25 protein-coding genes and 3 pseudogenes are annotated in these 22,295 nt (G+C 69.7%); 12 read left to right on the top strand and 16 right to left on the bottom strand.

Going from position 1 to position 22,295, the window contains the following annotated elements:
• The first annotated feature begins 31 nt into the window (after window positions 1-31).
• Window positions 32-1,408, top strand: coding sequence for an MFS transporter (locus IH45_RS0128140; RefSeq protein WP_394298715.1), 1,377 nt, complete (start codon window positions 32-34; stop codon window positions 1,406-1,408).
• 38 nt (window positions 1,409-1,446) lie between these two features.
• Here the strand turns inward: IH45_RS0128140 and IH45_RS0128135 are convergent, their stop codons facing one another.
• Both IH45_RS0128135 and IH45_RS01000000144215 read right to left on the bottom strand, forming a co-directional pair.
• On the bottom strand, window positions 1,447-1,767 hold the full coding sequence (locus IH45_RS0128135; protein ID WP_030674431.1) for a hypothetical protein: 321 nt from the start codon (window positions 1,765-1,767) through the stop codon (window positions 1,447-1,449).
• Window positions 1,768-2,020: 253 nt separating this feature from the next.
• Window positions 2,021-2,718, bottom strand: a pseudogene (locus IH45_RS01000000144215) (inositol monophosphatase family protein).
• Between the two features lie 141 nt (window positions 2,719-2,859).
• Between IH45_RS01000000144215 and IH45_RS0128125 the strand changes: the two are divergent.
• Window positions 2,860-3,423, top strand: coding sequence for a GNAT family N-acetyltransferase (locus IH45_RS0128125; RefSeq protein ID WP_030674427.1), 564 nt, complete (start codon window positions 2,860-2,862; stop codon window positions 3,421-3,423).
• Between the two features lie 194 nt (window positions 3,424-3,617).
• On the opposite strand, the gene IH45_RS0128120 is transcribed toward IH45_RS0128125, so the two are convergent.
• On the bottom strand, window positions 3,618-4,154 hold the full coding sequence (locus IH45_RS0128120) for a hypothetical protein (RefSeq protein ID WP_030674423.1): 537 nt from the start codon (window positions 4,152-4,154) through the stop codon (window positions 3,618-3,620).
• Window positions 4,155-4,625: 471 nt separating this feature from the next.
• Here IH45_RS0128120 and IH45_RS0128115 point away from each other — a divergent pair, with 471 nt between their 5' ends.
• Window positions 4,626-5,753, top strand: coding sequence for a serine hydrolase domain-containing protein (locus IH45_RS0128115; protein ID WP_267885163.1), 1,128 nt, complete (start codon window positions 4,626-4,628; stop codon window positions 5,751-5,753).
• A gap of 226 nt (window positions 5,754-5,979) precedes the next feature.
• Window positions 5,980-6,771: an SDR family NAD(P)-dependent oxidoreductase gene (locus IH45_RS0128110; protein WP_030674417.1), complete on the top strand. Its 792-nt coding sequence runs from the start codon at window positions 5,980-5,982 to the stop codon at window positions 6,769-6,771.
• A gap of 400 nt (window positions 6,772-7,171) precedes the next feature.
• Here IH45_RS0128110 and IH45_RS1000000145495 read toward each other — a convergent pair whose 3' ends face one another.
• Entirely contained in the window at window positions 7,172-7,585 is a 414-nt protein-coding gene (locus IH45_RS1000000145495; protein WP_050515238.1) for a hypothetical protein, read from the bottom strand.
• Between IH45_RS1000000145495 and IH45_RS1000000151105 the strand changes: the two are divergent.
• A pseudogene (locus IH45_RS1000000151105) lies at window positions 7,499-7,861 on the top strand (helix-turn-helix domain-containing protein); the annotation flags it as partial. The gene IH45_RS1000000145495 and the pseudogene IH45_RS1000000151105 overlap by 87 nt on opposite strands.
• A 163-nt stretch (window positions 7,862-8,024) precedes the next feature.
• Here the strand turns inward: IH45_RS1000000151105 and IH45_RS0128100 are convergent.
• Window positions 8,025-8,489, bottom strand: a complete 465-nt coding sequence (locus IH45_RS0128100) for a cupin domain-containing protein (protein ID WP_030674414.1) — start codon at window positions 8,487-8,489, stop codon at window positions 8,025-8,027.
• Window positions 8,490-8,925: 436 nt separating this feature from the next.
• Window positions 8,926-9,789, bottom strand: coding sequence for an SDR family NAD(P)-dependent oxidoreductase (locus IH45_RS0128095; RefSeq protein WP_030674411.1), 864 nt, complete (start codon window positions 9,787-9,789; stop codon window positions 8,926-8,928).
• Window positions 9,790-9,847: 58 nt separating this feature from the next.
• Here IH45_RS0128095 and IH45_RS0128090 point away from each other — a divergent pair, with 58 nt between their 5' ends.
• The gene (locus tag IH45_RS0128090; protein WP_030674408.1) at window positions 9,848-10,567 is read left to right on the top strand and encodes a TetR/AcrR family transcriptional regulator; all 720 of its coding nucleotides are present in this window, start codon (window positions 9,848-9,850) and stop codon (window positions 10,565-10,567) included.
• A gap of 95 nt (window positions 10,568-10,662) precedes the next feature.
• Here the strand turns inward: IH45_RS0128090 and IH45_RS0128085 are convergent, their stop codons facing one another.
• From IH45_RS0128085 to IH45_RS0128075, 3 genes and pseudogenes are all read right to left on the bottom strand, one after another.
• Window positions 10,663-11,268 (bottom strand): hypothetical protein, encoded by a 606-nt coding sequence (locus tag IH45_RS0128085; RefSeq protein ID WP_032918590.1) that lies wholly within the window; start codon window positions 11,266-11,268, stop codon window positions 10,663-10,665.
• 273 nt (window positions 11,269-11,541) lie between these two features.
• Window positions 11,542-11,973: pseudogene (locus IH45_RS1000000151100) on the bottom strand (hypothetical protein); the annotation flags it as partial.
• A 39-nt stretch (window positions 11,974-12,012) separates the two neighbouring features.
• Window positions 12,013-12,588: a restriction endonuclease gene (locus IH45_RS0128075; protein WP_030674402.1), complete on the bottom strand. Its 576-nt coding sequence runs from the start codon at window positions 12,586-12,588 to the stop codon at window positions 12,013-12,015.
• A 244-nt stretch (window positions 12,589-12,832) separates the two neighbouring features.
• Here IH45_RS0128075 and IH45_RS0128070 point away from each other — a divergent pair, with 244 nt between their 5' ends.
• Window positions 12,833-13,555, top strand: a complete 723-nt coding sequence (locus tag IH45_RS0128070; protein ID WP_050515237.1) for a PhzF family phenazine biosynthesis protein — start codon at window positions 12,833-12,835, stop codon at window positions 13,553-13,555.
• A gap of 172 nt (window positions 13,556-13,727) precedes the next feature.
• Here the strand turns inward: IH45_RS0128070 and argG are convergent, their stop codons facing one another.
• The gene (argG, locus tag IH45_RS0128065) at window positions 13,728-15,173 is read right to left on the bottom strand and encodes an argininosuccinate synthase (protein WP_030674388.1); all 1,446 of its coding nucleotides are present in this window, start codon (window positions 15,171-15,173) and stop codon (window positions 13,728-13,730) included.
• 164 nt (window positions 15,174-15,337) lie between these two features.
• Here argG and IH45_RS0128060 point away from each other — a divergent pair, with 164 nt between their 5' ends.
• On the top strand, window positions 15,338-15,880 hold the full coding sequence (locus IH45_RS0128060) for a DUF4334 domain-containing protein (protein ID WP_234440702.1): 543 nt from the start codon (window positions 15,338-15,340) through the stop codon (window positions 15,878-15,880).
• Between the two features lie 93 nt (window positions 15,881-15,973).
• Here IH45_RS0128060 and IH45_RS0128055 read toward each other — a convergent pair whose 3' ends face one another.
• The gene (locus tag IH45_RS0128055; RefSeq protein ID WP_030674383.1) at window positions 15,974-16,831 is read right to left on the bottom strand and encodes a calcium-binding protein; all 858 of its coding nucleotides are present in this window, start codon (window positions 16,829-16,831) and stop codon (window positions 15,974-15,976) included.
• A 279-nt stretch (window positions 16,832-17,110) separates the two neighbouring features.
• Between IH45_RS0128055 and IH45_RS0128045 the strand changes: the two genes are divergently transcribed.
• The gene (locus IH45_RS0128045) at window positions 17,111-17,566 is read left to right on the top strand and encodes a winged helix-turn-helix transcriptional regulator (RefSeq protein ID WP_030674377.1); all 456 of its coding nucleotides are present in this window, start codon (window positions 17,111-17,113) and stop codon (window positions 17,564-17,566) included.
• 101 nt (window positions 17,567-17,667) lie between these two features.
• Complete coding sequence (locus tag IH45_RS0128040) at window positions 17,668-18,066, top strand: hypothetical protein (RefSeq protein WP_030674367.1); 399 nt, start codon at window positions 17,668-17,670, stop codon at window positions 18,064-18,066.
• 46 nt (window positions 18,067-18,112) lie between these two features.
• On the opposite strand, the gene IH45_RS0128035 is transcribed toward IH45_RS0128040, so the two are convergent.
• The 5 genes from IH45_RS0128035 to IH45_RS0128015 all read right to left on the bottom strand — a co-directional run bounded on the left by IH45_RS0128035 (window position 18,113) and on the right by IH45_RS0128015 (window position 21,148).
• Entirely contained in the window at window positions 18,113-18,433 is a 321-nt protein-coding gene (locus IH45_RS0128035) for a hypothetical protein (RefSeq protein ID WP_030674364.1), read from the bottom strand.
• A gap of 81 nt (window positions 18,434-18,514) precedes the next feature.
• The gene (locus tag IH45_RS0128030) at window positions 18,515-19,204 is read right to left on the bottom strand and encodes a DJ-1/PfpI family protein (RefSeq protein WP_030674361.1); all 690 of its coding nucleotides are present in this window, start codon (window positions 19,202-19,204) and stop codon (window positions 18,515-18,517) included.
• Window positions 19,205-19,495: 291 nt separating this feature from the next.
• Window positions 19,496-19,750, bottom strand: coding sequence for a hypothetical protein (locus IH45_RS0128025; RefSeq protein ID WP_030674358.1), 255 nt, complete (start codon window positions 19,748-19,750; stop codon window positions 19,496-19,498).
• A gap of 47 nt (window positions 19,751-19,797) precedes the next feature.
• Window positions 19,798-20,124 carry an SH3 domain-containing protein gene (locus IH45_RS0128020; RefSeq protein WP_030674355.1) on the bottom strand — a complete coding sequence of 109 codons (327 nt, stop codon included), beginning with the start codon at window positions 20,122-20,124 and terminating at the stop codon, window positions 19,798-19,800.
• A gap of 454 nt (window positions 20,125-20,578) precedes the next feature.
• The gene (locus tag IH45_RS0128015; RefSeq protein WP_234440701.1) at window positions 20,579-21,148 is read right to left on the bottom strand and encodes a hypothetical protein; all 570 of its coding nucleotides are present in this window, start codon (window positions 21,146-21,148) and stop codon (window positions 20,579-20,581) included.
• Between the two features lie 119 nt (window positions 21,149-21,267).
• Here IH45_RS0128015 and IH45_RS01000000144200 point away from each other — a divergent pair, with 119 nt between their 5' ends.
• Together IH45_RS01000000144200 and IH45_RS1000000148945 are read left to right on the top strand one after the other, a co-directional pair.
• Complete coding sequence (locus IH45_RS01000000144200) at window positions 21,268-21,552, top strand: 2'-5' RNA ligase family protein (RefSeq protein ID WP_234440700.1); 285 nt, start codon at window positions 21,268-21,270, stop codon at window positions 21,550-21,552.
• A gap of 487 nt (window positions 21,553-22,039) precedes the next feature.
• On the top strand, window positions 22,040-22,249 hold the full coding sequence (locus IH45_RS1000000148945) for a hypothetical protein (RefSeq protein ID WP_030674343.1): 210 nt from the start codon (window positions 22,040-22,042) through the stop codon (window positions 22,247-22,249).
• Window positions 22,250-22,295 lie beyond the last annotated feature (46 nt).

Raw genomic sequence — 22,295 nt, 5'->3', positions numbered from 1 at the left:
ACCGTCGGACGCTTCGCCGCCCGCCCGGCTCATGCCCCTGCTTGCCGTCGCCTGCGGCAGCTCCGTGGCCACTGTCTACTTCGCCCAACCCCTGCTGGTGACTCTGGGCGAGCGGTTCGCGCTCGGCGCCGGGCTGCTCGGCGCGATCGTCACCGTGACTCAACTCGGTTACGCGGTCGGCCTGCTGACGCTCGTGCCGCTCGGCGACCTGCTCGACACCCGACGGCTGGTCACCGGTCAGCTCGGGCTGCTGGCACTCGCGCTGCTGGCCGCCGGGCTGGCGCCGGGCGTGGCGGCGCTGCTCGGGGCACTCGCCGTGGTCGGGCTGCTCGCCGTAGTCGCCCAGACGATGGTCGCGGCGGCTGCCGCCCTGGCCCCGCCCGCCCGGCGCGGGCGGGCCGTCGGTACGGTCACCGGCGGTATCGTCACCGGGATCCTGCTGGCCCGCGCCGCCGCCGGCGTCCTCGCCGACCTGGCCGGCTGGCGGGCCGTCTATCTGGCGGCCGCTGGTGTCATCGCCATTCTCGTCTTGTTGCTACATCGTGTGCTGCCCCGGGTGCGTCGCGGCCTGCCCCCGGGCGCGCCGTCCGCCGGGGTGCGGGAGGCGTCGTATGGACGGCTGGTGGCATCGCACGGACGGCCGGTGGCGTCGTACGGACGGCTGGTGACCTCGACCGTCACCCTGTTCGCCCGCCACCCGCTGCTGCGGATCCGGGGCGCGCTCGCCCTGCTGGTGTTCGCGGCCTTCAGCACACTGTGGAGCGGCATGGCGCAGCCCCTGAGCAGTCCGCCGTGGTCGCTGTCGCACACCGCGATCGGCGCATTCGGGCTCGCCGGGGCGGCCGGGGCCGTGGCTGCCGGAGTGGCCGGGCGCTGGAACGACCGGGGGTTCGCCCAGCGTACGACGGGCGTCGGCCTCGCCGTGCTGGCGCTGTCCTGGCTCCCGATCGCCCTGACCCGGCAATCGCTGTGGGCGCTGGCGATCGGCGTCGTCCTGCTGGACTTCGCCGTGCAGGCCGTCCACGTAACCAACCAGACCCTGATCCATGCCGTCCGACCCGACGCGGGCAGCAGGATCATCGGCGGCTACATGGTCTTCTATTCGGCGGGCAGCAGCCTCGGCGCCCTCGGCTCCTCCCTCGCCTACGCGGCAGCGGGCTGGCCGGCCGTGACAGCCCTCGGGGCGTCATTCAGCCTCGCCGCCCTGATTCTGTGGGCGACGACCCGTCGTACGGGGATGCCGGGCGTCGTCAACTTGGCGGGTGAGCGGCCTGGGCCTGTGGGCCGGGTTCCTTCTTCGAGGGACAGCATGCCGAACGGCAGCATGAACAAGGGCAGCGCGCCCGAGGACGGCCCCTCTGGGGACGGCCCCTCTGGGGACGGCACCCTGCCGCGGGGCGCCGCGTAGTCAGGCCCAATGTCGGGCTCCATCACGAGGCGGCGGCGCTAAGCCGCGTCGGCACCGTCGAGAAGCCGAAGCAGTACGGCAGCCTCCTCGCGCAGCTGCGTCGCCCGAGCGGCATGCGCGGGGGACGTCAACTGCACCGCGGCCGCGAGTCGTTCATCAATTTCCGACCGCACGATGTCCACGACTCGACGCTCACTGAGCTCACGCCGCGCCACTTCGGTGGCGCCGACCCCGACCGGCAACTGCTCAAGAGCCAAGCCGCGCGGCTCGGACGATTCCGTAGGCACCGCCTCGGCATTGTCCAGTGCGGCAAGCGTCGAGCGCAGAGCGCTCACCGCGGTCTTGTCACGGGCGCTCATGGCTTCCCGCAGGGCTTGACGCATTCGAGGACGCAAGGACATGACGGTGACCTTATGGACGTAACTTCGGGTACCACAACGGAATTACTCCCAGCGCAGAGCTCTCGGGGGTCGAGGTGCTCGATGCTCGGGCGGGTCCGGCCGCCGAATGCCATGGGTACACACACCGCCTGGCCGGGAACCTTGCAGCCGGCAGCAACCTCAGTTCCGGCTTCAGCTTCGACTCGGCTTCGGCTCGGCTCCGGCTTCAGCCTTAGCTTCGCAGCATCGATATCAGCAGCCCGTGGGTATCGTCATCGGCGGCGGCCACAAGCCCACGTCCCCCCTCATCGATCGGGGTACCGTCGATCCCGGTGACGACGCAGCCGGCAGCCCGGCACAAAGCGATGCCGGCGGCGAAATGCACACTGCTGGACAGGTCGCCGCCGTCGGTGACATACGCGGCGCGCTTGCCGGCAGCGACCCAGGCCAGCGCCAGGGACGTGGAGACGATGCGCGGCCGGAAGCGTTCGGCGTGGGGGTCAGCAGCGCGTCGTCGGCCCCGTCGTGCCATACCCGGGCGGTCTTCCCGTCGGTGCAGAAGATCTCGCCCGTGAACGGGTCGGCCACCGCCGCCGCCCCGTCCCGCAGCGCCACGTTGACGGCCACCAGCATGTTGCCGACCGCGTAGTTCAGCGTGCCGCACAGGGGATCCACCAACCACTGGCGCACAGCGCCGGCGGCTCCCTGCTGTCCGCCTTCCTCTCCGAGCACCGCGTCATCGGGCCGTGCGGCACGGATGACACCGAGGATCGCCTTCTCGGCCTCCACATCGGCGGTGGTGGCGAAGTCCCCGGCGCCCTTGTCGATACGGTTGAGCCGCCGGCCATACATCTCGCGGACCACGTCCGCGCCGGCCCGCGCCCCGGCTATCGCGACTGCAGCGTCGGAGCTCATGTACGAGTCGATCATGCCGTGCAGCCTAGCGAGGCCAGGCTGCCGACCCGGCGGATCTTTCCGGCCAGAGCGCTGGGCATCCCGGCGTGAGTAGCCGGTGACGGTGCTCGGCCGGCGCACGGGCGGCCGGATAGGCTTCCGATCATGAATTCGGTTATGACCGGCAAGGGGGCCGCTGAGCCGGTCGTCCTGGATGGGACGGAGCTGATGTCCGATCCCGGCCTCGAAGCCGGGTTCGCGGAGGCGGCCCATCGGATTCTGGCGGACCTGGTACGCGGAGGTGCTGCGCTCGGCTGGGTCGAACCGCCTTCACGCCACGAGGTGGCGGAACTGTTCGGCAGCGTCTTCCGTGCGGTGCAGGCCGGGGATGGAGCCCTGCGTGCCGCTTACGTCGACCGCCGGCTGGTCGGGCTGGGGTACTGGCTGCGTTATGCCCGGCCTACCCACCGGCCGCACGCCGACCTGGAGAAGCTCGCGGTGGATGCCGCCGCGCACGGGTGCGGCGTTGGCCGGGCGCTGTCCGCTGCCTTGGTCGGTGATGCCCGGCGGGCGGGTGTCGAAGTCCTCACCCTGGACGCCCGGGGCGACAACGACCATGCTCTGCGCCTCTACCGGTCGCTGGGTTTCACCGAATACGGCCGGCTGCCCGACTTCGTCGCCGTCGGCGAACGGCGCTTCGACAAGGTTTTCTACATGTTGGATCTCCGTCGGCACGGCTGACAACGGGCGTAAAGGAACGGAAGCGGGCAGCACTGACACGTGGAAGTGTGGAAGCACGTGTCAGCGGCCACTTCGCATTCACCAGATGCAGCCGATCGGGGTACCGCTCTTCACAGGCGTCGAAGCTCCGCTATGACCAGCGTTACCTCTCATTCGCCATGACCACCGTTACCCTTCATTCTCCATGACTGCCGTTATCCACCATCCGCAACCTCCAGCGCCCGCCTTGCCAAACCGATGAACGCGACGTGAGCGTCCCGGAATTCCAGGTACGCGGCATCGTAGTCGTGCCTCGGCCCAGGATCTTCCGCACCGATGAGCGCCTTGAGCAGCGGCTGTACGCGTCGCGCCATCTGTCGCACCTGCTCCGCCGCGGCGGAAACCTCGGCCGGGCCGTCGAGCCGTACCTCGTGGGTTGCCTTGTTCATGTTTCCGATGGCCGGGCCGATGCGCTCGTACATCTCCGTCAGGAGCCGGTCCTTGGTTCCACGGTCAGGCGCCGCGTCTACGTCGTCGATCTGCCACGTGACTTCGGAGAAGGCGTGTGCGCAGTGCATCATCTCCCGATAGGTGGACCGGCGTCGGTCGCGCTGCTCGCGAAGGGCTTCCGCCACCGTGGTCGTTCGGGCTTGGGCCAGCGCCGCGCGCGAGGTCGCCCGCGCGGTGATGTAGCTGGCTCCGAGTGCGGTGAACGCCGTGAGGACGCCCACCCACAGTCCGCTGTTCGCCATGATCGAGGAGTCTGCCAGCTGGGGGCGGTAACCAGAAGGGACGACTAGAAGCTGTAGCCAGAAGCGGTAACCGGAATCTGCCCCCACCCACCAACCTGACGAGTCACTGAAATCGCCGATCACCGCACGTTCCCCGCATCATCCACCGCTACTCAAGCCGCATACTCGGGCAGCGATTATGCTCGGCCGACTGTTGCTCGCTGAGCCACGCGCAGCCTGTGTGGTGGAAAAGGTGACGCCTTCCGCCGCGCGCCGCGCGCAGTTGGGGGGAGATCGCGTATGCGCAACCGAACCGCCCGCGTCGGCGCGCGCCGCGTCCATGTCCACGCCCGTGCCCATGCCCGTATCCGTATCCGTATCCGTTTACGGGCTTACGCAACGATGGCGGCGTGTCTCGCGGTTGGCGTAACCGCCCTGGCGGGGCCGGCTCGGGCTGCAGAAGATGGCCATCGGCCGCCCGGCCGACACCAGTTGACGCAGGAGGCCCTGGACCGGCTGGTGACGAAGGCCGGGCTGCCGGGCGTGGGTGCCCTCGCCCAGGACCAGGACGGCACGTGGAGCGGTACGGCCGGGGTCGCCGATCTCGACACCGGCCGCAAGCGCGTCGCCGCCGACCACTTCCGTGCCGCCAGCGTCATCAAAACGTTCCTTGCCACCGTCATGCTGCAACTGGAGGCCGAGAACGCGCTCAGTCTCGACGACAGCGTGGAACGGTGGCTGCCGGGTGTGATTCGCGGCAACGGCAACGACGGCCGCCGGACTTCCGTACGCCAAGTGCTCCAGCAGACCAGCGGGCTGTTCAACTTCGCCGAGGACCCTACGTTGAGGCAGCTATATGCCGGCGCGGGCTTCCTCGAACACCGCTATGACACATTCGCTCCCGAGGACGTGCTGAGGGCCGCACTACGACACCGGCCGCTGTTCGAACCGGGCAGCGGTTGGGCGTATTCCAACACCAATTACCTTGTCGCCGGAATGATCCTCGAAGAGGTCACCGGCCACTCCTACCGTGACGAGATCGAGCGCCGCATTCTGCACCCGCTGCGGCTGCGCGAGACGTTCTTCCCCAACACCGATCCCACCCTGCCCGCCCCGCACCCCGTCGCGTACTCGACGCTCTACGTGCAGGCTCCGCATGCTGCAGTCCACGACGCGACGGAATACAACACCACCATGTGGGCCGGTTCCGCCGACCTGGTGTCCACCACCGGGGACCTCGAACACTTCCTGACCGCGCTGCTGGACGGGCAGCTACTGCCGCCTGTGCAGCTGCGCGCCATGCTGCGTTCCGTACGTCTGCCGGAAGGGGCCCTCTTCGACCGGTACGGACTCGGTCTCATGGGCCGCGACCTGTCCTGCGGGATTACGGTATGGGGCCACGACGGGAGCCTGCACGGCTCCCTCACACATATGTCCGGCACCGTGGGCGGCCGGAACCTGCTCGCCTTCAATATCAACGGCGACTGGCTGACACGGCAGACGGCGCAGAATTACCAGGACGTCGCGGAGGCGGAATTCTGCGGCAAGAAGCCCGGCACGACGCCGCCGGGAAAGTACACCGGGCGCCCCGCCTTCGACATGGCGCGGCCGCATTACTGATCATCAATGCGTGGTGTCGGAGGGGCTGCCGCATGGCACGTGCCAGGTTGTCGCTCCCTGGGGTTGGGGCACCAGCGGGAGACGGAGAGGGCGGCTGCCGTCCTCGGGCGCTCCTCCCTGCCGGCGGGATCCTCTTCCATGTCCCACCGGGCGGGGTCCGCCCGCCCGGCGAAACTGGCGCACGCCGCCCCTGTCCTGGCGATGACAGCGATGGGACCCTCCTGCCATGGATCTGCGTGACGCGAAGGTGTTGGTGACGGGCGCCACCGGCGGAATAGGGCGGACGCTGGCGACGGTCCTGGCCGCCCGCGGAGGCGAGGTGGTGCTCACCGGGCGCCGTACGGACAAGCTCAAGCCGCTGGCCGAGCAACTGGGCGGCCGAGCCGTCCCCGCCGACCTGGCTGACCGGGACGCGATCGGCGAACTGCTCGAAGCAGCGGGCGAGATCGACGTGCTCGTGGCCAACGCCGCGCTGCCCGCGACCGGCCTGCTGACCGACTACTCCATCGACGAGATCGACCGCGCGCTCGACGTCAACCTCCGCGCCCCCATCGTGATGGCGAAACTGGCCGGGGAGCGTATGGCCGCCCGCCGCCGCGGCCACCTGGTTTTCATCTCCTCGCTCTCCGGCAAGGCTGCGTCCGGTCAGGCGTCCCTCTACAACGCCACCAAGTTCGGTTTACGCGGCTTCGCCCTCGCCTTGCGCGAGGACATGCGCCCCCACAACGTCGGCGTCTCGACTGTCTTCCCCGGCTTCGTCAGGGACGCCGGCATGTTCGTCGATTCCGGCGCCACCCTGCCGCGCGGGATCGGCACGCGTTCCCCGCGGGACGTGGCACGCGCAACCGTACGAGCCATCGAGCGCAACCTCGCCGAGGTGGATGTGGCCCCGCTCGGCCTGCGCATGGTCGCGCTGTTCGCCGGCGCCGCCCCCAGCCTGTCCGCCGCAGTCCAGCGCCGTATCGGCGGCGACAAGACCACCGAACAGCTGGCCAAGGGCCAGCGCCACAAGCGTTGACGCACTCGCTCAGGCCCAAGTCCAGCCTTTCGCCCGACCCGAGGTCACCAGGGGGCAGGGCAAGACGCCGCCATGGCGCCGAGGCGGGAGCCCGGCGGTGGATTCGCCCCGTATGCCGACTACTTCACCGGGGGCACTTCCAGGCAGTGCTGCCAGGGCCTCGCCGGGCCGGCTGCGGACCAGGCCCGAGCCGTGCGCCAGGCCGTTCCCGCGATACCGCGATACCAGAGCGCGAAAGGAGTGGCCAGCCGCATGCCCGATGCCCCGGCAAGGGCCGCTCCTGGGGAGCGTCGACCGCGCAGCGCGGCACGATTCCCGAGAGACACTGAAAGGCTCATCTGTGCGGTTCACGGACGCGACAGCCTTGTGTTCGCCGGCCAGAGCGCCTCGGTAGGCGCCCTCATGACAGCCTGCGCGCGTCCGAAACGCCCCAGCTGAAGGCCGACCCGCTCCCCTCACCGAGAACGGCCACCCACATCAGGGGCCGGAACGCCAGGCGCCCCGCAGGCGCCTGGTAGGCGGTGAGCCAGTCGCGGTCGGCGACGTAGCGCCGCACGCCGGCCGCGAGGCGGGGGTTGGGGTTGTCCCAGACCAGCACGACGTCGCCGTCGAGCTGCTGGTGAGCGGCCGGAAGGAGGCAAAGGAAGCCGCGGTAGTCGGTCCAGGCGAAGGACTTGCGCCCCTCGGGGCGAGTGTCGGCGCGGGACCGGTAGATCAGTCGGGTGGGGTGGCCGGGTTTGTAGCAGAGCAGGCGGCGACCGACAGGCGACGGTGCCGGGAGCGGCCATGGAGCCGGACGGTCGGGGTGTGGCATCGGCGGCTCCAGGTGCGGGTGGTGGGCGGCGTCAGCGTGCAGCCGGTCTCGTCCCCGAAGACGAGCCAGGTGTTACATGCCGCCCGGGTCCTTCCACCGGTTGCGCACGGCTGGCCGGACCCGACCTGGGCCCTGTCGAGGGTCAGGACGCTGATCGGACGCCGGTTTAACAAGAGCTACACCGTCCAGGGCGTGGCGGTCCTGCTCAAGCGGCACGGATGGACCTGCCAGGCCCCCGCCCGCCGCGCAGCCGAACGGGACGGGCAGGCGGTGACCGACTGGGGGAAGGGATCCTGGCCGACTCCAGGTCATCCGCCACCGCCACACCGAGCGGGCGGTGACCCGCAGATCCCGGGCGATCGCCGCCGCCTCCTCCTTCCCCCCGCGCGAACCGCTCGGTCGCCTCCCTCCGCAACCGCAACCGCAACCACGCCCGCCTTCACGCAGAGGGCGGGGCGTCGAGAAGCACCACCCCGTACTGTCCGAGGATGTCGACGTGCTCCGCGTCGCTGCGCGCGTCGGCGGGGCCGATCGAGTGGAAGTAACCCTCGACGGCGCCAGGGTTGTTGATGATGAGCAGCTCCGCGGTCGGCGTGATGGTCTGGAACGTATGGGGCACCAGTCGGGGCCCGTAGACGTAGGCGCCTGGCTCGGCGTCGCGCACTTCGCACTCGGCAAGCGAGGCCGAGCCGACCCAGAACCGGACGCGGCCGGACAGGACCACCCAACTCTCGTCCTCCCGGCTGTGACTGTGCAGGGGCGGCGCGTCCTCGCGGCCCACGGTGAGACGCATGACGGTGACCGCCCCGTGCGTCTCGGCACTGGTCACGACCTGCTCGATCACGCTCTTGTAGTAGCGGAAATCCGGCCCGTCCCCCGGATTCCGCACGAGGGCAATACTCATGTGGGGTCCTTCCGACGCGCGGTCCCGAGTCGGCGGCCGGCTCACCGGAGACACAAATATTGACCGTTAAATCGTCGCATGAGGCGAAGGCCCCTTCCATACGCCGACAGCAGTTGGCTTGTTCTCAAGCCTTCTCCTGGCCGCATAGGGATCTCCTGGCCACACGGGGGCCTCTTGGCCACACAGGAACCCGCGTCGACACGGCCCGGCCCCGGCGGCGAAGCAGCCCGTAGCCGGATGCCTTCAGCCCGCGCTGAACGTACGCCTCACCGCAATGCCTCCGGCAAGATCCGGCTTCCGCGACACCCCATGCCCGAGATCACCACCTCCGGGCAGCCGGAGTGCGAACAGGCAGCGAGCTAAAGCGCGTTCAAGCGCACTCCCCGCCCCGTCGCAACACCGACTGCCCTCACTTTCACCCCGGCCGACCATCGGCCTACGCGGCGTCCTCCGGCAGCCCAACGGGGTACTCCGCACCGAAATCGGCGGAGACGGAAACGGCCTGCCAGGCTTCGGCCTCGGCTATCTGCCGTCGCGAGTAGTCGAGCGCCATCCGGGCCGCGGTCTCGCCCAGGAGCAGGTGGGTGGGGAGGTGGTCGCGCTTGACCACGCGCACCAGGATTTCGGCGGCGCGGTCCGGGTCGCCGGCGGTTCGGCTGCCGCGGGCCTGGTCGGTGAAGGCGCCGACGGTCGCCCCGTACTCCGGCGGGATGTCCTGGATGTCCATGGACGCGCCGGCCCAGTCGGTGGCGAAGCCGCTCGGCTCGACGACCAGGTAGCGGATGCCGAATGGGGCGGTCTCGGTGGTGAGTACGCGGGTGAGGCCGTCGATGGCGAACTTGGCCGCCTGATAGGAGCCGAGACCGGCGCTGCCGCCCACCCGCCCGCCCACGGAGGAGAACTGGACGACGATGCCGCCGCCCTGCGCCTTCAGCAGGGGCAGCGCCGCCTTGGAGACGTTGTACACGCCCCAGAAGTTCGTCTCGAACTGGCGGCGGAAGTCGTCCTCGGGAGCCGTTTCGACCGGGGCGACGTTTGCGTAGCCGGCGTTGTTGACGAGCACGTCGATGCGGCCGAAGCGGTCGCGGGCGGCGCCGAGCGCGGCCGCGGCCGACGCGGCGTCGGTCACGTCGAGCGCGACCGGGAGGACCTGGTCGCCGAACCGCTCGACCAGGTCGGTGAGCTGTTCCGGTTTGCGGGCGGTGGCGACGACCTGGTCGCCCGCCTCCAGGGCGGCGACGGCGAGGGAGCGGCCGAAGCCGCGGGACGAACCGGTGATGAACCACGTCTGGGTTGCCATGCCGATAGCAAAACACGGTTGCGTTAATAGTGCAACCCGGTTGCGTTAGGATGCCCGTATGGCCAGCCGCAGTCAGTCCACGAGAGCCCGGAGCCCCGAGGCCAAGCGCGCCCGCGAGGCCACGATCCTCGACGCGGCGACCCGCCTGGCCACGGCGAACGGCATCCGGTCGGTGACCCTGACCGACATCGCCGCCGAGGTCGGCATGCACAAGTCCGCGATGCTGCGCTACTTCGAGACCCGGGAAGAGATCTTTCTGCGCCTGGCCGCCGCCGGGTGGGCGGAGTGGTCGCGGGCCGTACGCGCACAGCTCGCCGACGCGGCGCCCGGCGCGGACGACGCAGACTCCGCGGAAGCTGTTTCCGGCACGGGCCGCGAGCCGCGCCCGCACACGGTCGCCCGACTGCTGGCCGAATCACTGGTGGCACGGCCCTTGTTCTGCGACCTGCTCGCCCACACGCCGATGAACCTGGAGCGCAACGTCTCGCTGGAGAGCGTACGGACCTTCAAGACGATCGCGATTGCCGAGGTCACGGCCGTGGGCGAAGCGCTGCGCCGGGTGACCACGCTGAGCCCGGCCCAGGCCGGCAACGTCGTCGCCACGGCCACGTCGATGGCCGGGGCACTGTGGCAGATGGCCGCCCCCGGCACCGAACTCCGCCGCCTTTACGAATCGGACCCGGACCTCGCCCACGCTGTCGTCGACGTCGCCCCGCGGCTGACCGACATCCTGGGCGGACTGCTTCGGGGGTACGGCGCCGGCGACGACTCCGGGTAGGCGAGGGTGAGGGAGAAGCCGCGGCAGAGACTGCGGGGCATGCGGGGCATGCGCAGGACCACCGCAGTCAGCACCACCTTTCAGCGATACGGGATTCAGCGATACGGGCTCCACCGCCCGAAGCGGGCCATCAGCTTCCGTGCCTCGTCCTCATTCAGCCCCAGCGCGGCGGCGGCCTGCTCGGGGCTCGTGTCCTGCCTGGCATCGTGGGCCGGCCAGTACCCGGCCTGTACGGCGGTCACCTCCAGCAGGCGGGCTGCCCGCAGAGCCGCCAGCGGCGAGGTCTTCGCCAGCTTCTCGACCTCCTCCCCCAGTTGGGTCAGCGCAGTGGTGAACGCCTCCGGCAGCGGAATGGCCGACCTTTCCACCTCTTCGGTGTGCACGTCCCAGTCCTCCATGCAAGCGTCTGCCGCGCCCGCGCCCGCCTCGGAAAGCTTCTGATCGCCGATCGCGTCCCAGTCCAGCCCGTGCTCTGTGCCGGTCCAGCCGCAGGAACACACCGCGCGCAACGCGGCCGCCCGCGGTACGTGTGCGAAGCAGCCGTCATAGACACTCCACTGCGAAACGCTCGGCCCGCCCACACCGGATCCGCTGTCGAAGAAGACCGGGCGCGGTACGGTCCCGTCGGCCAGGAGCACACCGACCGCACCTTCGTGCGAGGCGCCGAACTCTTCCGTCGTCCATGTCTCCCGCTCGCCCATTGGCCATCCTTCCAGCCGTTTCGACCACGCCCGAGTACGCCCGTGCACAAGGGCGCCGGAGACGACGATGCCGCAGTACCGGAGAGCCGCACTACCGGATTCACCAAAGCGGTGAAGAGTGTCCACCGGCCGTGGAAATCCGCCCGCCGCCTTCCTGGAGCCCGTACTATTTGCGTTCTTGTCGAACGGTCGCGGCCGGGCGAGCCGTCATTGCTCCCGACTTCGATGACGTTCTTGCTCTTCGTCATCGCATCAGTTCCAGCTTGTTCTTCGTCATCGCACCAGCTCCAGGCTGCTGCTCACCGGCCGGGCGCCGATGCCCTCGAACAGCGTCGAGGCCGCTCGGTTGGACGCGTCAACTTCCGCCCAGGGAGTTCGCCTTCGAGGAGGGCGATCACCTCAGCGGGCATCGGCTGCCCAACGACTGCCACCCGACGGCCGCCTCGGCTTCGTCACGGACCGCGCGGTCCACCGCCCGCAGCAGATTCCCGTCCGCCTGACCGGCGGCACGATCGTCACGCCCGAGGGCGGCAGGGCCGCTTCGAGCCCGGTGCGTCGAGGGTCGGTCGGTACGGCGTACTCCCACTCGCGGTGCCGGATCGTGAAACCGGCCCGCCGCCGGCAGGCCGTCAGTTCGACGTCTGCTTCGTCGATCACCGTGTACAGCGGCGCCGGCGTTTCCACCGGCATCGCCTCGGCGGGGCGGCGCGAACCGGCGGTGCGTCCCGCCCCGCCGGACGCGGCTCAGTCGTCGGGGGCGATTTTGCGATGGTTGCCCGACCGGCCGATGTCGAGGTCCAAGAACGCGGTCAGTGGCGTGCCGCCGTTCCAGAAGCCGAGCAGGTTGACGTCGATGAGCACGAGGTGGTGTTTGGCGGCGAAAGCGCGTGCCTGTTGGGTGAAGACGCAGGAGGCGACGAATACGGGGAGGTCGGCGCCGTGTTCGTCGCGGGCGGTGCCGTTGAAGGTCTGTAAATCGCGGCTGCCGACCGAGCGGTGTTTGGCGTAGCGCTTGCACTGGATGACGAGCTTTCTGCCGTCGGGTAAGAAGGCGATGACATCCGCGCCCAGGTCCCCGGCGCCGCCCACCTGCTGTACCTGCGTGCAGCCGTCTCTACGGCACAGCCCCGCCACGTACTCCTCGAACTGCCGGCCGTTCATCTTCCACACCGCCGCCAACGACCGGCGCGCCTGGCGGCGTTCCTCCTCCTGCCGGCGGACGCACTCGGCACGCGCCTCGCGCCGCCCCGCCCGCACCAGCCCAACGACCACCACGGCCACCGCCGCAACAGCCACCCCCAACAGCACCAGCGTCACCATCCCGCCCCCTTCCCGAAGCCCGCGCTGCGGTTTGCCTCCCCGTTCGCGCGGTGGAGTATCCGTCCCGGTGCGGTTGGGGAAGAGCCGAGGCGCCCAGGCGCAGGGCCGGGGCCAGGCTCAGGCCGCTTCCCTTACGCCGCCCGGCGCCGGCGAACCTGCGTTGCGGCATGATCACCCGGGACGCGCGATCCCACCGGCAGAGACGCACGATCTCTCGACCCCACCGACGCACGAGGAGACACCCATGGTGGACTGCTTGCTGGCACACGCTTTCGTCGACGATGACGGGAAGTACGGGAATCCCGTACTCGTGGTGATCGAACCGGACGGTGGCGGACTGCCCCAGGACCGGCGGCAGGAGCTGGCCGACCGGCTCGGCATCCCCGCGGTCGCCTTCGTCCGCTTCCCGGCCGCACGGCGCACGACGATCGCCATCCACGGCTCGTACGGGTTGCCGATCCGGTTCGGCGGCCACCCCGTACTCGGCACGCTCGAAGCCCTCCACCATCTGGGGCACACCGTCGAGGAAATCGTCCCGGAGGCCGGGCCGGTGGTCTGCCGACGCGACACGGAGGGGGTGTGCTGGCTGACCGCGCCCGCCGCCTGGTCCAAGCCGTGGCGCCATCTCCAGATGGCGTCCGCGGCGGAGATCGACGCGCTGACCGAGCTTCCGGACGGGGAGGATTTCACTCAGGTCTGGGCCTGGACGGACGAGGACGCCGGCGAGGTCCGCGCGCGGCTGTGGGCCCCGCGGATCGGCAAGGGCGAGGACGAGGCCTGCGGCAGCGCGTCGATGCTGCTCACTCTCCGGCACGGGCGCCCGCTGCGGGTCCTGCACGGGCAGGGCTCGGTGATACGTACCTCCCCCGCCGGTGACGGCCTGGTCGAACTCGGCGGCCGGTGCGCGGTGCGAACGCCTGCCGAGGAGGTGACCGCCGCGGTGGAACGGGCCTACGGCCGGGGCTGAGGCGGGCGTGCAGGGGCGCCCGGCCCACGTCCGGGCGCCGTGTGCACCGCACCATTGGTCTTACGAGGTCGGGGCGCCGCCGCCGGGTACGCGCCCACGAGGTCGCAGAGCGGACATCGTGGAAGCCACGTTGTTCCAGGAGGCGGCGCCCATACCGGTAACCGGTAAGCGATCAGTCCGTCCCCGACTCCATCGCGGCCCGGTCCAGCAACGCGTCGTCCCCCGAAACCTCGCCCCGGGAGGCGATGGCCTCGGCGCCGCCCTCCGGCATGCTGCCGATCAGGCCGGTCGCCGCGGCCTGGGCGGCGCCGATGGCGGGGTTCGTGGCGCCGATCAGGCCGAGGCCGGCGTACTGTTCGAGCTTGGCGCGCGAGTCGGCGATGTCGAGGTTGCGCATGGTGAGCTGGCCGATCCGGTCCACCGGGCCGAACGCCGAGTCCTCGGTGCGCTCCATGGACAGCTTGTCGGGGTGGTAGCTGAACGCCGGGCCGGTGGTGTCGAGGATCGAGTAGTCCTCACCGCGCCGCAGTCGCAGCGTCACCTCACCGGTCACGGCCGCGCCGACCCAGCGCTGCAGCGACTCGCGCACCATCAGCGCCTGTGGGTCGAGCCAGCGGCCCTCGTACATCAGCCGTCCGAGGCGCCGCCCCTCGTTGTGGTACTGGGCGAGGGTGTCCTCGTTGTGGATCGCGTTGACCAGGCGCTCGTATGCCGCGTGCAGCAGGGCCATGCCGGGCGCCTCGTAGATGCCCCGGCTCTTGGCCTCGATGATCCGGTTCTCGATCTGGTCCGACATGCCCATGCCGTGCCGGCCGCCGACCGCGTTCGCCTCCATGACCAGGTCGACGGCGGTGGCGAACTCCTTGCCGTTGATCGTCACCGGGCGGCCCTGTTCAAAGCCGATCGACACGTCCTCGGCCGGGATCTCGACCGAGGGGTCCCAGAACCGTACGCCCATGATCGGCTCCACGGTCTCCACGCCGGTGTCCAGGTGCTCCAGCGTCTTGGCCTCGTGGGTGGCGCCCCAGATGTTGGCGTCGGTGGAATACGCCTTCTCCGTACTGTCGCGGTAGGGCAGGTCGTGGGCGAGCAGCCACTCCGACATCTCCTTGCGGCCGCCCAGCTCGGTCACGAAGTCCGCGTCCAGCCAGGGCTTGTAGATCCGCAGGTTCGGGTTGGCGAGCAGTCCGTACCGGTAGAACCGCTCGATGTCGTTGCCCTTGAAGGTCGAGCCGTCGCCCCAGATCTGTACGTCGTCCTCCAGCATCGCCCGGACGAGGAGCGTGCCGGTGACGGCGCGGCCGAGCGGCGTGGTGTTGAAGTACGCGCGTCCGCCCGAGCGGATGTGGAACGCCCCGCAGGCGAGCGCGGCCAGGCCCTCCTCGACCAGCGCGGCACGGCAGTCGACCAGGCGCGCGACCTCGGCGCCGTAGGTTTTCGCACGGCCGGGCACGGAGGCGATGTCGGGCTCGTCGTACTGGCCGATGTCGGCGGTGTAGGTGCACGGGACGGCACCCTTGGCGCGCATCCACGCGACCGCGACGGAGGTGTCGAGACCACCGGAGAAGGCGATGCCGACGCGCTCGCCGGCGGGGAGGGAGGTGAGGACCTTGGACATAGGAAGAGTATGCGTCATTCCGCATGCTCATGCAACGAGGGCCGAGGGCGGGCCGGGACTCTCGGCCATTCGCCCTGGCTCCGCTCACGGCGGCCGGGTACGGTGCGGCGGGCGGCGCCGAGCACACTCCGTCCGCCCCGACCCCGACCGAGGGAGGTCCGCCCATGGGCGCCGAGCAGGAAGTACACGAAGCACAGGACGCGCAGGACGCGCAGGACGCGCACGAAGCGCGAGACGTGCGTGAAGTTTCGGACGTGCGCGACGTTCTGGACACCATCGCGTCCGGAGGGGCATACGCCAACGCGAAGCTGGCCGAACTCTTCGACCGCCTTGAGCCGGTCGATGTCGGCGTCCTCACCGGCACCTGGCAGGGCGGCGGGTTCGAGCACACCAGCGAGAACGCCGAGCTGCTGGCGAAGATGCGGTGGTACGGCAAGCGGTTCATCGACGCCGATCACGTGGAGCCGCTGCTGTGCCGCGACGAGAGCGGCGCCGTCTACTCGTACGAGGAGATGGGGCTCGCGACGCTGCACGAGGTCGTCTACCGCGGCAAGCAGTCCACGGCGATGGTCTATGACCAGCTGCCCGTGATCGACCACTTCCGCCGGCTCACCGACGACGTGCTGCTGGGGGTGATGGCCAAGAAGGGCGCTCCCGCGGACTTCTACTTCCACCTCACCCGCATATCCGCGGTGCCGCGCCCATGACGGCGTCGCGGGCGGCCGGGGGTGGCGGGTAGGCCGGAGGCCAGACCCCCGCTCATCCCCGGCTCCACACCCGCCCCGGGCTTTCCTCCCCGCTCAGTCCTGATGTACCTCGTTGCGTCCGGGGCCCCCGGAGAGCTTGTCGGTGCCCGGTCCGCCCCACAGGACGTCGTCACCGCTGTTGCCCCAGAGCGTGTCGTCGCCCGCCTCGCCGTACAGGCGGTCGTTGCCCTTGCCGCCGTAGAGGACGTCGGCGCCGCCCCGGCCGTGCAGGACGTCGTTGCCGTCGTCGCCGTGCAGGTTGTTCTCCTCGTCCGTACCGGTCAGGGAGTCGTTGCCGGCGCCGCCGTAGCAGTCCTGCCCGCAGTGGGTGAGGGTGTCGTTCCCCGGGCCGCCGTAGGAGCCGAAGCCGAACGGTCCATCGCCGCCGTCGAGGCGGTCGTCACCTTCGTCGCCGTGCAGCATGGCTCCCGGAGACCCGTTGAGCACGTCGTTGCCCTTGCCGCCGTGGACCCGGGCCCATGCGCTGCTGCCCGGTTCGAGCGTCACGGTGTCGTCCCGGTCGCCGAGGTCGATGCCGTAGGTGTCCGAGTCGTCCGAGTTCTCCGGGATCTTGACCGCGCAGCGTACGGCGGTGTGGTCCCCCTGCGCGGGGTACCTGCACTCGTCCGCGTTCGCCGCGTTCGCGTCGATGGCGATGTCGTACCGGTCGCGGAAGGTGAGGACGTAGTACGAGTCGAACTCGCCGCGGTGCTCGATCTCTTCGTCGACCGTCAGCCTGTTCTGCTGGCCGGAGGCGGCCCTGTACGTGAGTTCGCCGCCGTTCTCGTGCACGACAGTGGCCGTAGTGGTCTGTGAGGCTGCCTGGGCGGTCGGCGCTGTGAGGACGCTTGAGCCGAGGGCGAGAGTGAGGGCGAGGGAGGCGGTGGCAGCGACGGTGCTGTAGGTGCGCATACGGAGGTGGCCCTTCGGGACGTCGGTGTGCCGTGGTGCTCGCGGTCACTTGGTTGGACCAGGGGGCCGAGGAGGGCGTTGTGGCGTCGAGCGTGAACTTCGGCGGGCCGGGCGGTGGCTGGGGCATGGCCGTCCATGCGGGCGGCGATTCCTGCGGCAGCGCCAGTGGGCGGGACGGGACGGAGCCCGCGCGCTCCTCTTTCACCGCGTCAAACGCGATGACATCTCTATGGTTCTAAACTCGCACTAGTAGTGAATCGCAACCATGAAGGGTCCACCGTGGCCAACAGCGACAAGCGCCCCACCTTCCAGCACGGGCAGGCCTTTCTGGCCGCGATCTCCGAGCGCTGGAACTACCGGATCCTGCGAGAGATCTTCTTCGGCGTGCACCGATTCGGCGAGCTCAAACGCGCGCTGGGGATCTCGGCGAACATCCTCACCGCGCGGCTGAACGACCTGACCGAACTGGGGTTGCTGGAAAAGCGTGCGTACCGCTCCGACAAGCCCTGGTACGAATACCGGCTCACCGTGGCAGCGCGTGAGTTGGTCGTCCCGGCCGTCGTGGCGGTCACCCGCTGGGCGGAGGTCCGGGCGGGCGGTCAGGAACTCGACGGCCGGCCGTTGCTTCACACCGCATGCGGGGACAGGACCGAGCCGTACCTCGCATGCAGCAGCTGTCACCAGCCCATCGAGGCGTCCGCTCTCGTGCCGCTCGACACCGAAGCGGGCCGCTGAGCCCGCCGCCCTCGCTCGGCCTGATCACCGCCCGGGAGATCCGGACGAGATCAACGCCGTACGCGCCGCCTCCCCGCCCCGCAGCCCGAAAGGAACGCGCCATGCCCCACACCGCCACCCCGACCGCAACCCCGGAGTGGGTGCTGCAGATCATGCGCGAGATCGACACCCTGTCCTTCGGCGAAGGGTTCGCGCACCTGACCGACGAGACCGAGATGTTCTTCGGAACCGCCCATGTGGTCGGGGTCCAGGCCATCAAGGCGTTCTTCGTCAAAATCGACGAGCCACTGCACATCACCCATGAAGTTCTCGAATCCTGGACCACAGCGGACGGTGTCTGCTTCCTGCGCGGCGAGGCCACCATGGCCGAGAAGACCGACCCCGGCACCGTCGTACGTGCCCCGTTCATGCACATCTACTACCTCGACCGGCAAGAACCGCCGCGCGTCAAGACGCTGCGCATCACCGCCGGACCACTGCGGACAGACGCCGTCCTGTAACCACCGCCCACTTCGTGAGCGTCCGGCCGCGACCGCCGCCCCTTCCTCAGTTCTGCGTACCCGCCGGGACTGCGCGGCGCTCGCCGGTCACCTTCGAGGCCGGGAGGCGCCCCGCCTTGGAGGTTCCGGTCAGGGTGTCGCCGTCGACGGTCACGGCGAAGGCCAGGTTCAGCCGTATGGGCTTGGTGATGGACTGCTTCCACGTGAGCCGGTCGCCGTCGAAAACGACATGGCTGAGCGGGACTTCCTCCCCCGCCCCACGGGCGGTCCCGACGAGGAGACCGTCCTCGCGTCGGAACTCGGCCACGGCCTTGATCTTGCCGATGGGGGTGGACATGGACAGATCCCAGGTGCCTTCAACGGTCATGGTGCTGTTCTTCCTAACGGTGTGTGGTGGTGCGAGTGGGCAGCACGAGGACAAAAGGAGGAAAAGGAGAGGGCATTTCTGTCAGAACCGAACGGGCTCCGGTCCCTTGTTCCGCCAGACGGTGCCGCGGCGCTCATGGGCGAAGAGTTCCTCGACGGCGTGGGCTATACGGGGGCCCACTTCCCGCTCCAGCAGATACAGCCCCAGGTCGAGGCCGCTGGTGACACCGGCGCCGGTGACGAGATCGCCGTCGTCGACGACGCGGGCGCTCACCGCGTGGACGCCGGTGGCGTCGAGCATGTCCAGGCCCATGTGGTGGGTGGTGGCGTGGCGCCCCTCCAACAGGCCCGCCATGGCCAGGACGAGTGAGCCCCCGCAGACGGCGCTGACCGTGACCTCGGGGTTCTCCATCGCGGCCCGCAGCAGTGCGGGCAGTTCGGTGGTCAGAGTGCGGCCCAGCAGTACGGGGATGGTGTCGTCCTGCTGCCCCGGTCCGGCTCCCGCGTCGTGATCAGGGACCTCGTCGGGGCCTCCGATGCGGCCCGCCGCGCCGGGGACCACGATCAGGCCGGGGCGCCCGGGGTCGAGTGCGGCCGTGGCGCGGAGCGCCGTCCCACCGGTGCCGCTGACCACCTCGCGCGGTCCCTCGGCGGAGACCAGTTCCACGCTCACCGCGCCCGAGGAGGCGGCGCCGCCGGCGCTCAGCACCTCGTAGGGAGCGATGACATCGAGCAGGTCGAAGCCGTCGAACAAGACGATTTGAGCGTGCATGGAGGGACCTTTCGCCAGGGAGGAGCCCGGTCTGTGCCGGGTGTGCCCCGAACGTAACCGCCTCCCGACGGCGCCTCCCAGTGGCTGAAGTGACACTCCTCAACGGGATCCCGCCAACACTCCCGCCTACGCCGCGAAGAGGCCACCGAGCTGCGAAGCGGCGGTGATTGCGGGATATCCGGACCACGCATGTCATTCGACGGGAGTGCGCCTTTCGGCAGCCGGGCACCGACGGATCGGGGCCTGCGGCGGGGAACCGCCGCAGGCCCCGAAGTACCGGATTGCTGTACGTCAGCCGAAGTGCAGCAAAAGGAGCAGCGCGCCCAACGCGATCAAAGGAAGACTCAATGCGCGGAGAACGGCCGGCTGGGCCAATGGTCCCGCCACGTAAGTCGTCTGCAAGCGCCCGTATCGCGCCATCATCTCGCTATGGCGCTCGGCAGCCTTGCTCTGTATCCGTTCACATCGCCGGGTGATGAACCCTCCGACGTCGAACAGCACGAGCACCCCGACCAGCACGTACAAGATTGCGAAAGCTATTCCCATTGGTCAGACCCTACGGTTGCCGGTCGCTCCACCCGCAGCGCGCGCCGTCAGTACGTCACGTAGTCGGACCGGACCCAGCCCTTCTGGCCCTTGTGCGAGCCGGAGGTCACTTTGCCGTACCACCACACCTCGGGGTACGTCTTGGTGCAGTAGTACGTGAACTTGGTGCCCTTGCTCAGCTGGCCGAGCGACTTGGACTTCGTGCTGGGGCCCGTACGGAAGTTCACGCCGCTGCCCCTGATCTTGTAGTAGTTCGCGTCGGGCTCGTCGAGGTTGCACTTCGGGTGGGTGACCGCGCTCGCGGTCGGCGCGGTGACCACGGCACCGCCGAACAGCGCGGCCGTCGCGACCGCCGTAGCGATCCCCTTACCCATCAGGCCTTGACGCACCTTGCTTCTCCTTGTCGTTCACGCCGATGCCGGGCGCACCCCCGTTCGGCGCGCCGCGCCGCCACGTCGGCCGACGGACGGCGCGCCGATCCTAGATGATCTGATCGCGAACATGACACACGGGTGAGCGGGTACGACGCGCGAGTGATCCTTTGCGGGCATCGAGAGCGGCGAGGCCATTGCGGACAGCGTCGGACGGACGCAAGTACTTTACTTCCGCAAAGTCGATGCTTGCGCCGAGTCAGCTTGAGGCCGGCCCAGTTCGGGGCAGGGGAATGGCGTGACCGCTGGTACGGCTTCGTCGAGCGAGCCCTTGCCACCTCGCAGAGCATCGCAACAGCTGGGTCCGCGCCGACGCCGTCGACACCCTGGGCCGCGCCCTGCGGCACACCGGACACCCCGATCGCGCTCGTGCCTGCCGGCAGGACGTGCTTGCGGTCTACGAGCAGTTGGGTTCCCCGGAGGCCGCTGTCGTCTGGACACTGCTCATGCTCAGCGAGTGAATACGCGGGACGGTTCGCCAGCGCGGCGCCTCATCGTCCGGAGTATCCGGAGAGGCGAAGTGGAACGGCACCCTGAGGGAGTCGGCCAGGCTCCGGCCTGCCTCGGCGGCGGTGGTGCCTGGTGCGGGGCCGCCAGGGCGGTGGTGGACGGTTGCCAGGCGCGCTTCGCCGGCCGGGTGGTCCAGGACTGCGACGAGGAGTACGAACCAGTCGTGAACGGTGTCGCCGTCCCACAGAGCCTCGATGGCGGCCACCGGGCCCGGGAGAGCCGCGGCACGGGCCGCGAGTGCGGGGACGTCGAGCGGGTCGGGCGGGCTGAAGTGCACGCGGTCGCCGAGGGCCTCGTAGCGTGCGTGGACCACCTGCTCAGCCGCGTGCGGCCCCAACTCCAACGGGCTCAGCGCCTCCCACACGGCCTTGACCGCCATCAGTCGACGGTCGCGCAGAACGTGCGCGTCGATCTCCCGCCGGGTGCGTTCCTCCAGGTAGGGCCACCAGCCGTTCACAGGACCGCCAGGTGGGAACACATAGTGCACATCATGGGCTGAGGGTACGCTCCGAAGCTGCGGACTCCTGGCGGCCTCCGGCTCCACCCTTCCGCCCCGCCGATGCGATCATGGCGTGGATGTACGCAGACGAAGATGCCGCCGAAGGCGCGAACGAGGGCGAGGGCGCGTACGAGGGCGAGTCCACGGCCTCGGAATCGGAATCGGGATGGCCGGACGTTCCGGGCGATACCGCGTTCACCATCAAGGTTCCCGAAGCTGATCCGCTGGTCCGGGCCGGGTTCCCTGCACACGTGACCGTGCTGTACCCGTTTCTACACGAGAGCCGTATCGATACCGTCACCGACCGCGAATTGACCGGTCTCTTCGCCGGGCACGACGCTTTCACACTCACCTTTGAGTGAGTGTTTTTGAACGCTGGCCAGGTCGTCCGTCCGGTTGGACGATCGGGGGGGTGGCGACGCGGACAGGTGTTCGTCGGTACTGCCGGGCGTGTGGTGATCCGCTGCCGGAGTCGAAGGCGCGGGATGCGGTGTTCTGCTCGGGGCGGTGCAGGCAGCGGCGGTGGCGGGAGCTTGAGCAGACCCGGCGGCGGACGGCGGCGATCCAGCGGGGCGAGGAGGCCGAGTGCCCGGTGTGCGGGCGGCGCTGGACGGTGGGGGTGGAGCGTCAGCGGTCGGCGGTGTACTGCTCGCGGCGGTGCCGGGTGCGGGCCTGGCGGGCGCGTGAGGCGTCACGGAAGGGCGTCACGGAGACGCCGTAACGGAACGACGCAAAAGGGTCTGCCCCACCGCACCGGCGGCGGCGTCACGCTGACGGTGGCCTGGGCGGTGAGTCTCCTGATCGACCACGGTGGGTGGTCGGGCCCGCCCGGAGTGAGGCGGTGCCCTCGTGTCGGAGCGGATCGGAAACGTCACGCGGGAACGCTACGACCAGCTCGTCGCCACGTCCCGCGAGCAGGTCACGCTGATCGGCCGCGCGCAGTTCGCGGTGGGGGACGCGGCGTTGGAGATCGAACCGATGCGTCCGGTGGGCGGCTCCGCGCCCCGGAGTTTCAATGACTGCGTCAAGCTGCCTGCGCGACCGGCGGGGCGAAGGTGAAGACTCTGTTGTCGCGCAGGAGTGCCCACATCACGTCGACTCGTCG

It is taken from the genome of Streptomyces rimosus subsp. rimosus (assembly GCF_000720725.1).
Taxonomy (GTDB): Bacteria; Actinomycetota; Actinomycetes; order Streptomycetales; family Streptomycetaceae; genus Streptomyces; species Streptomyces rimosus_A.
Note: the sequence above shows the minus strand (reverse complement) of the source record. Positions and strands in the feature narration are given on the sequence as shown.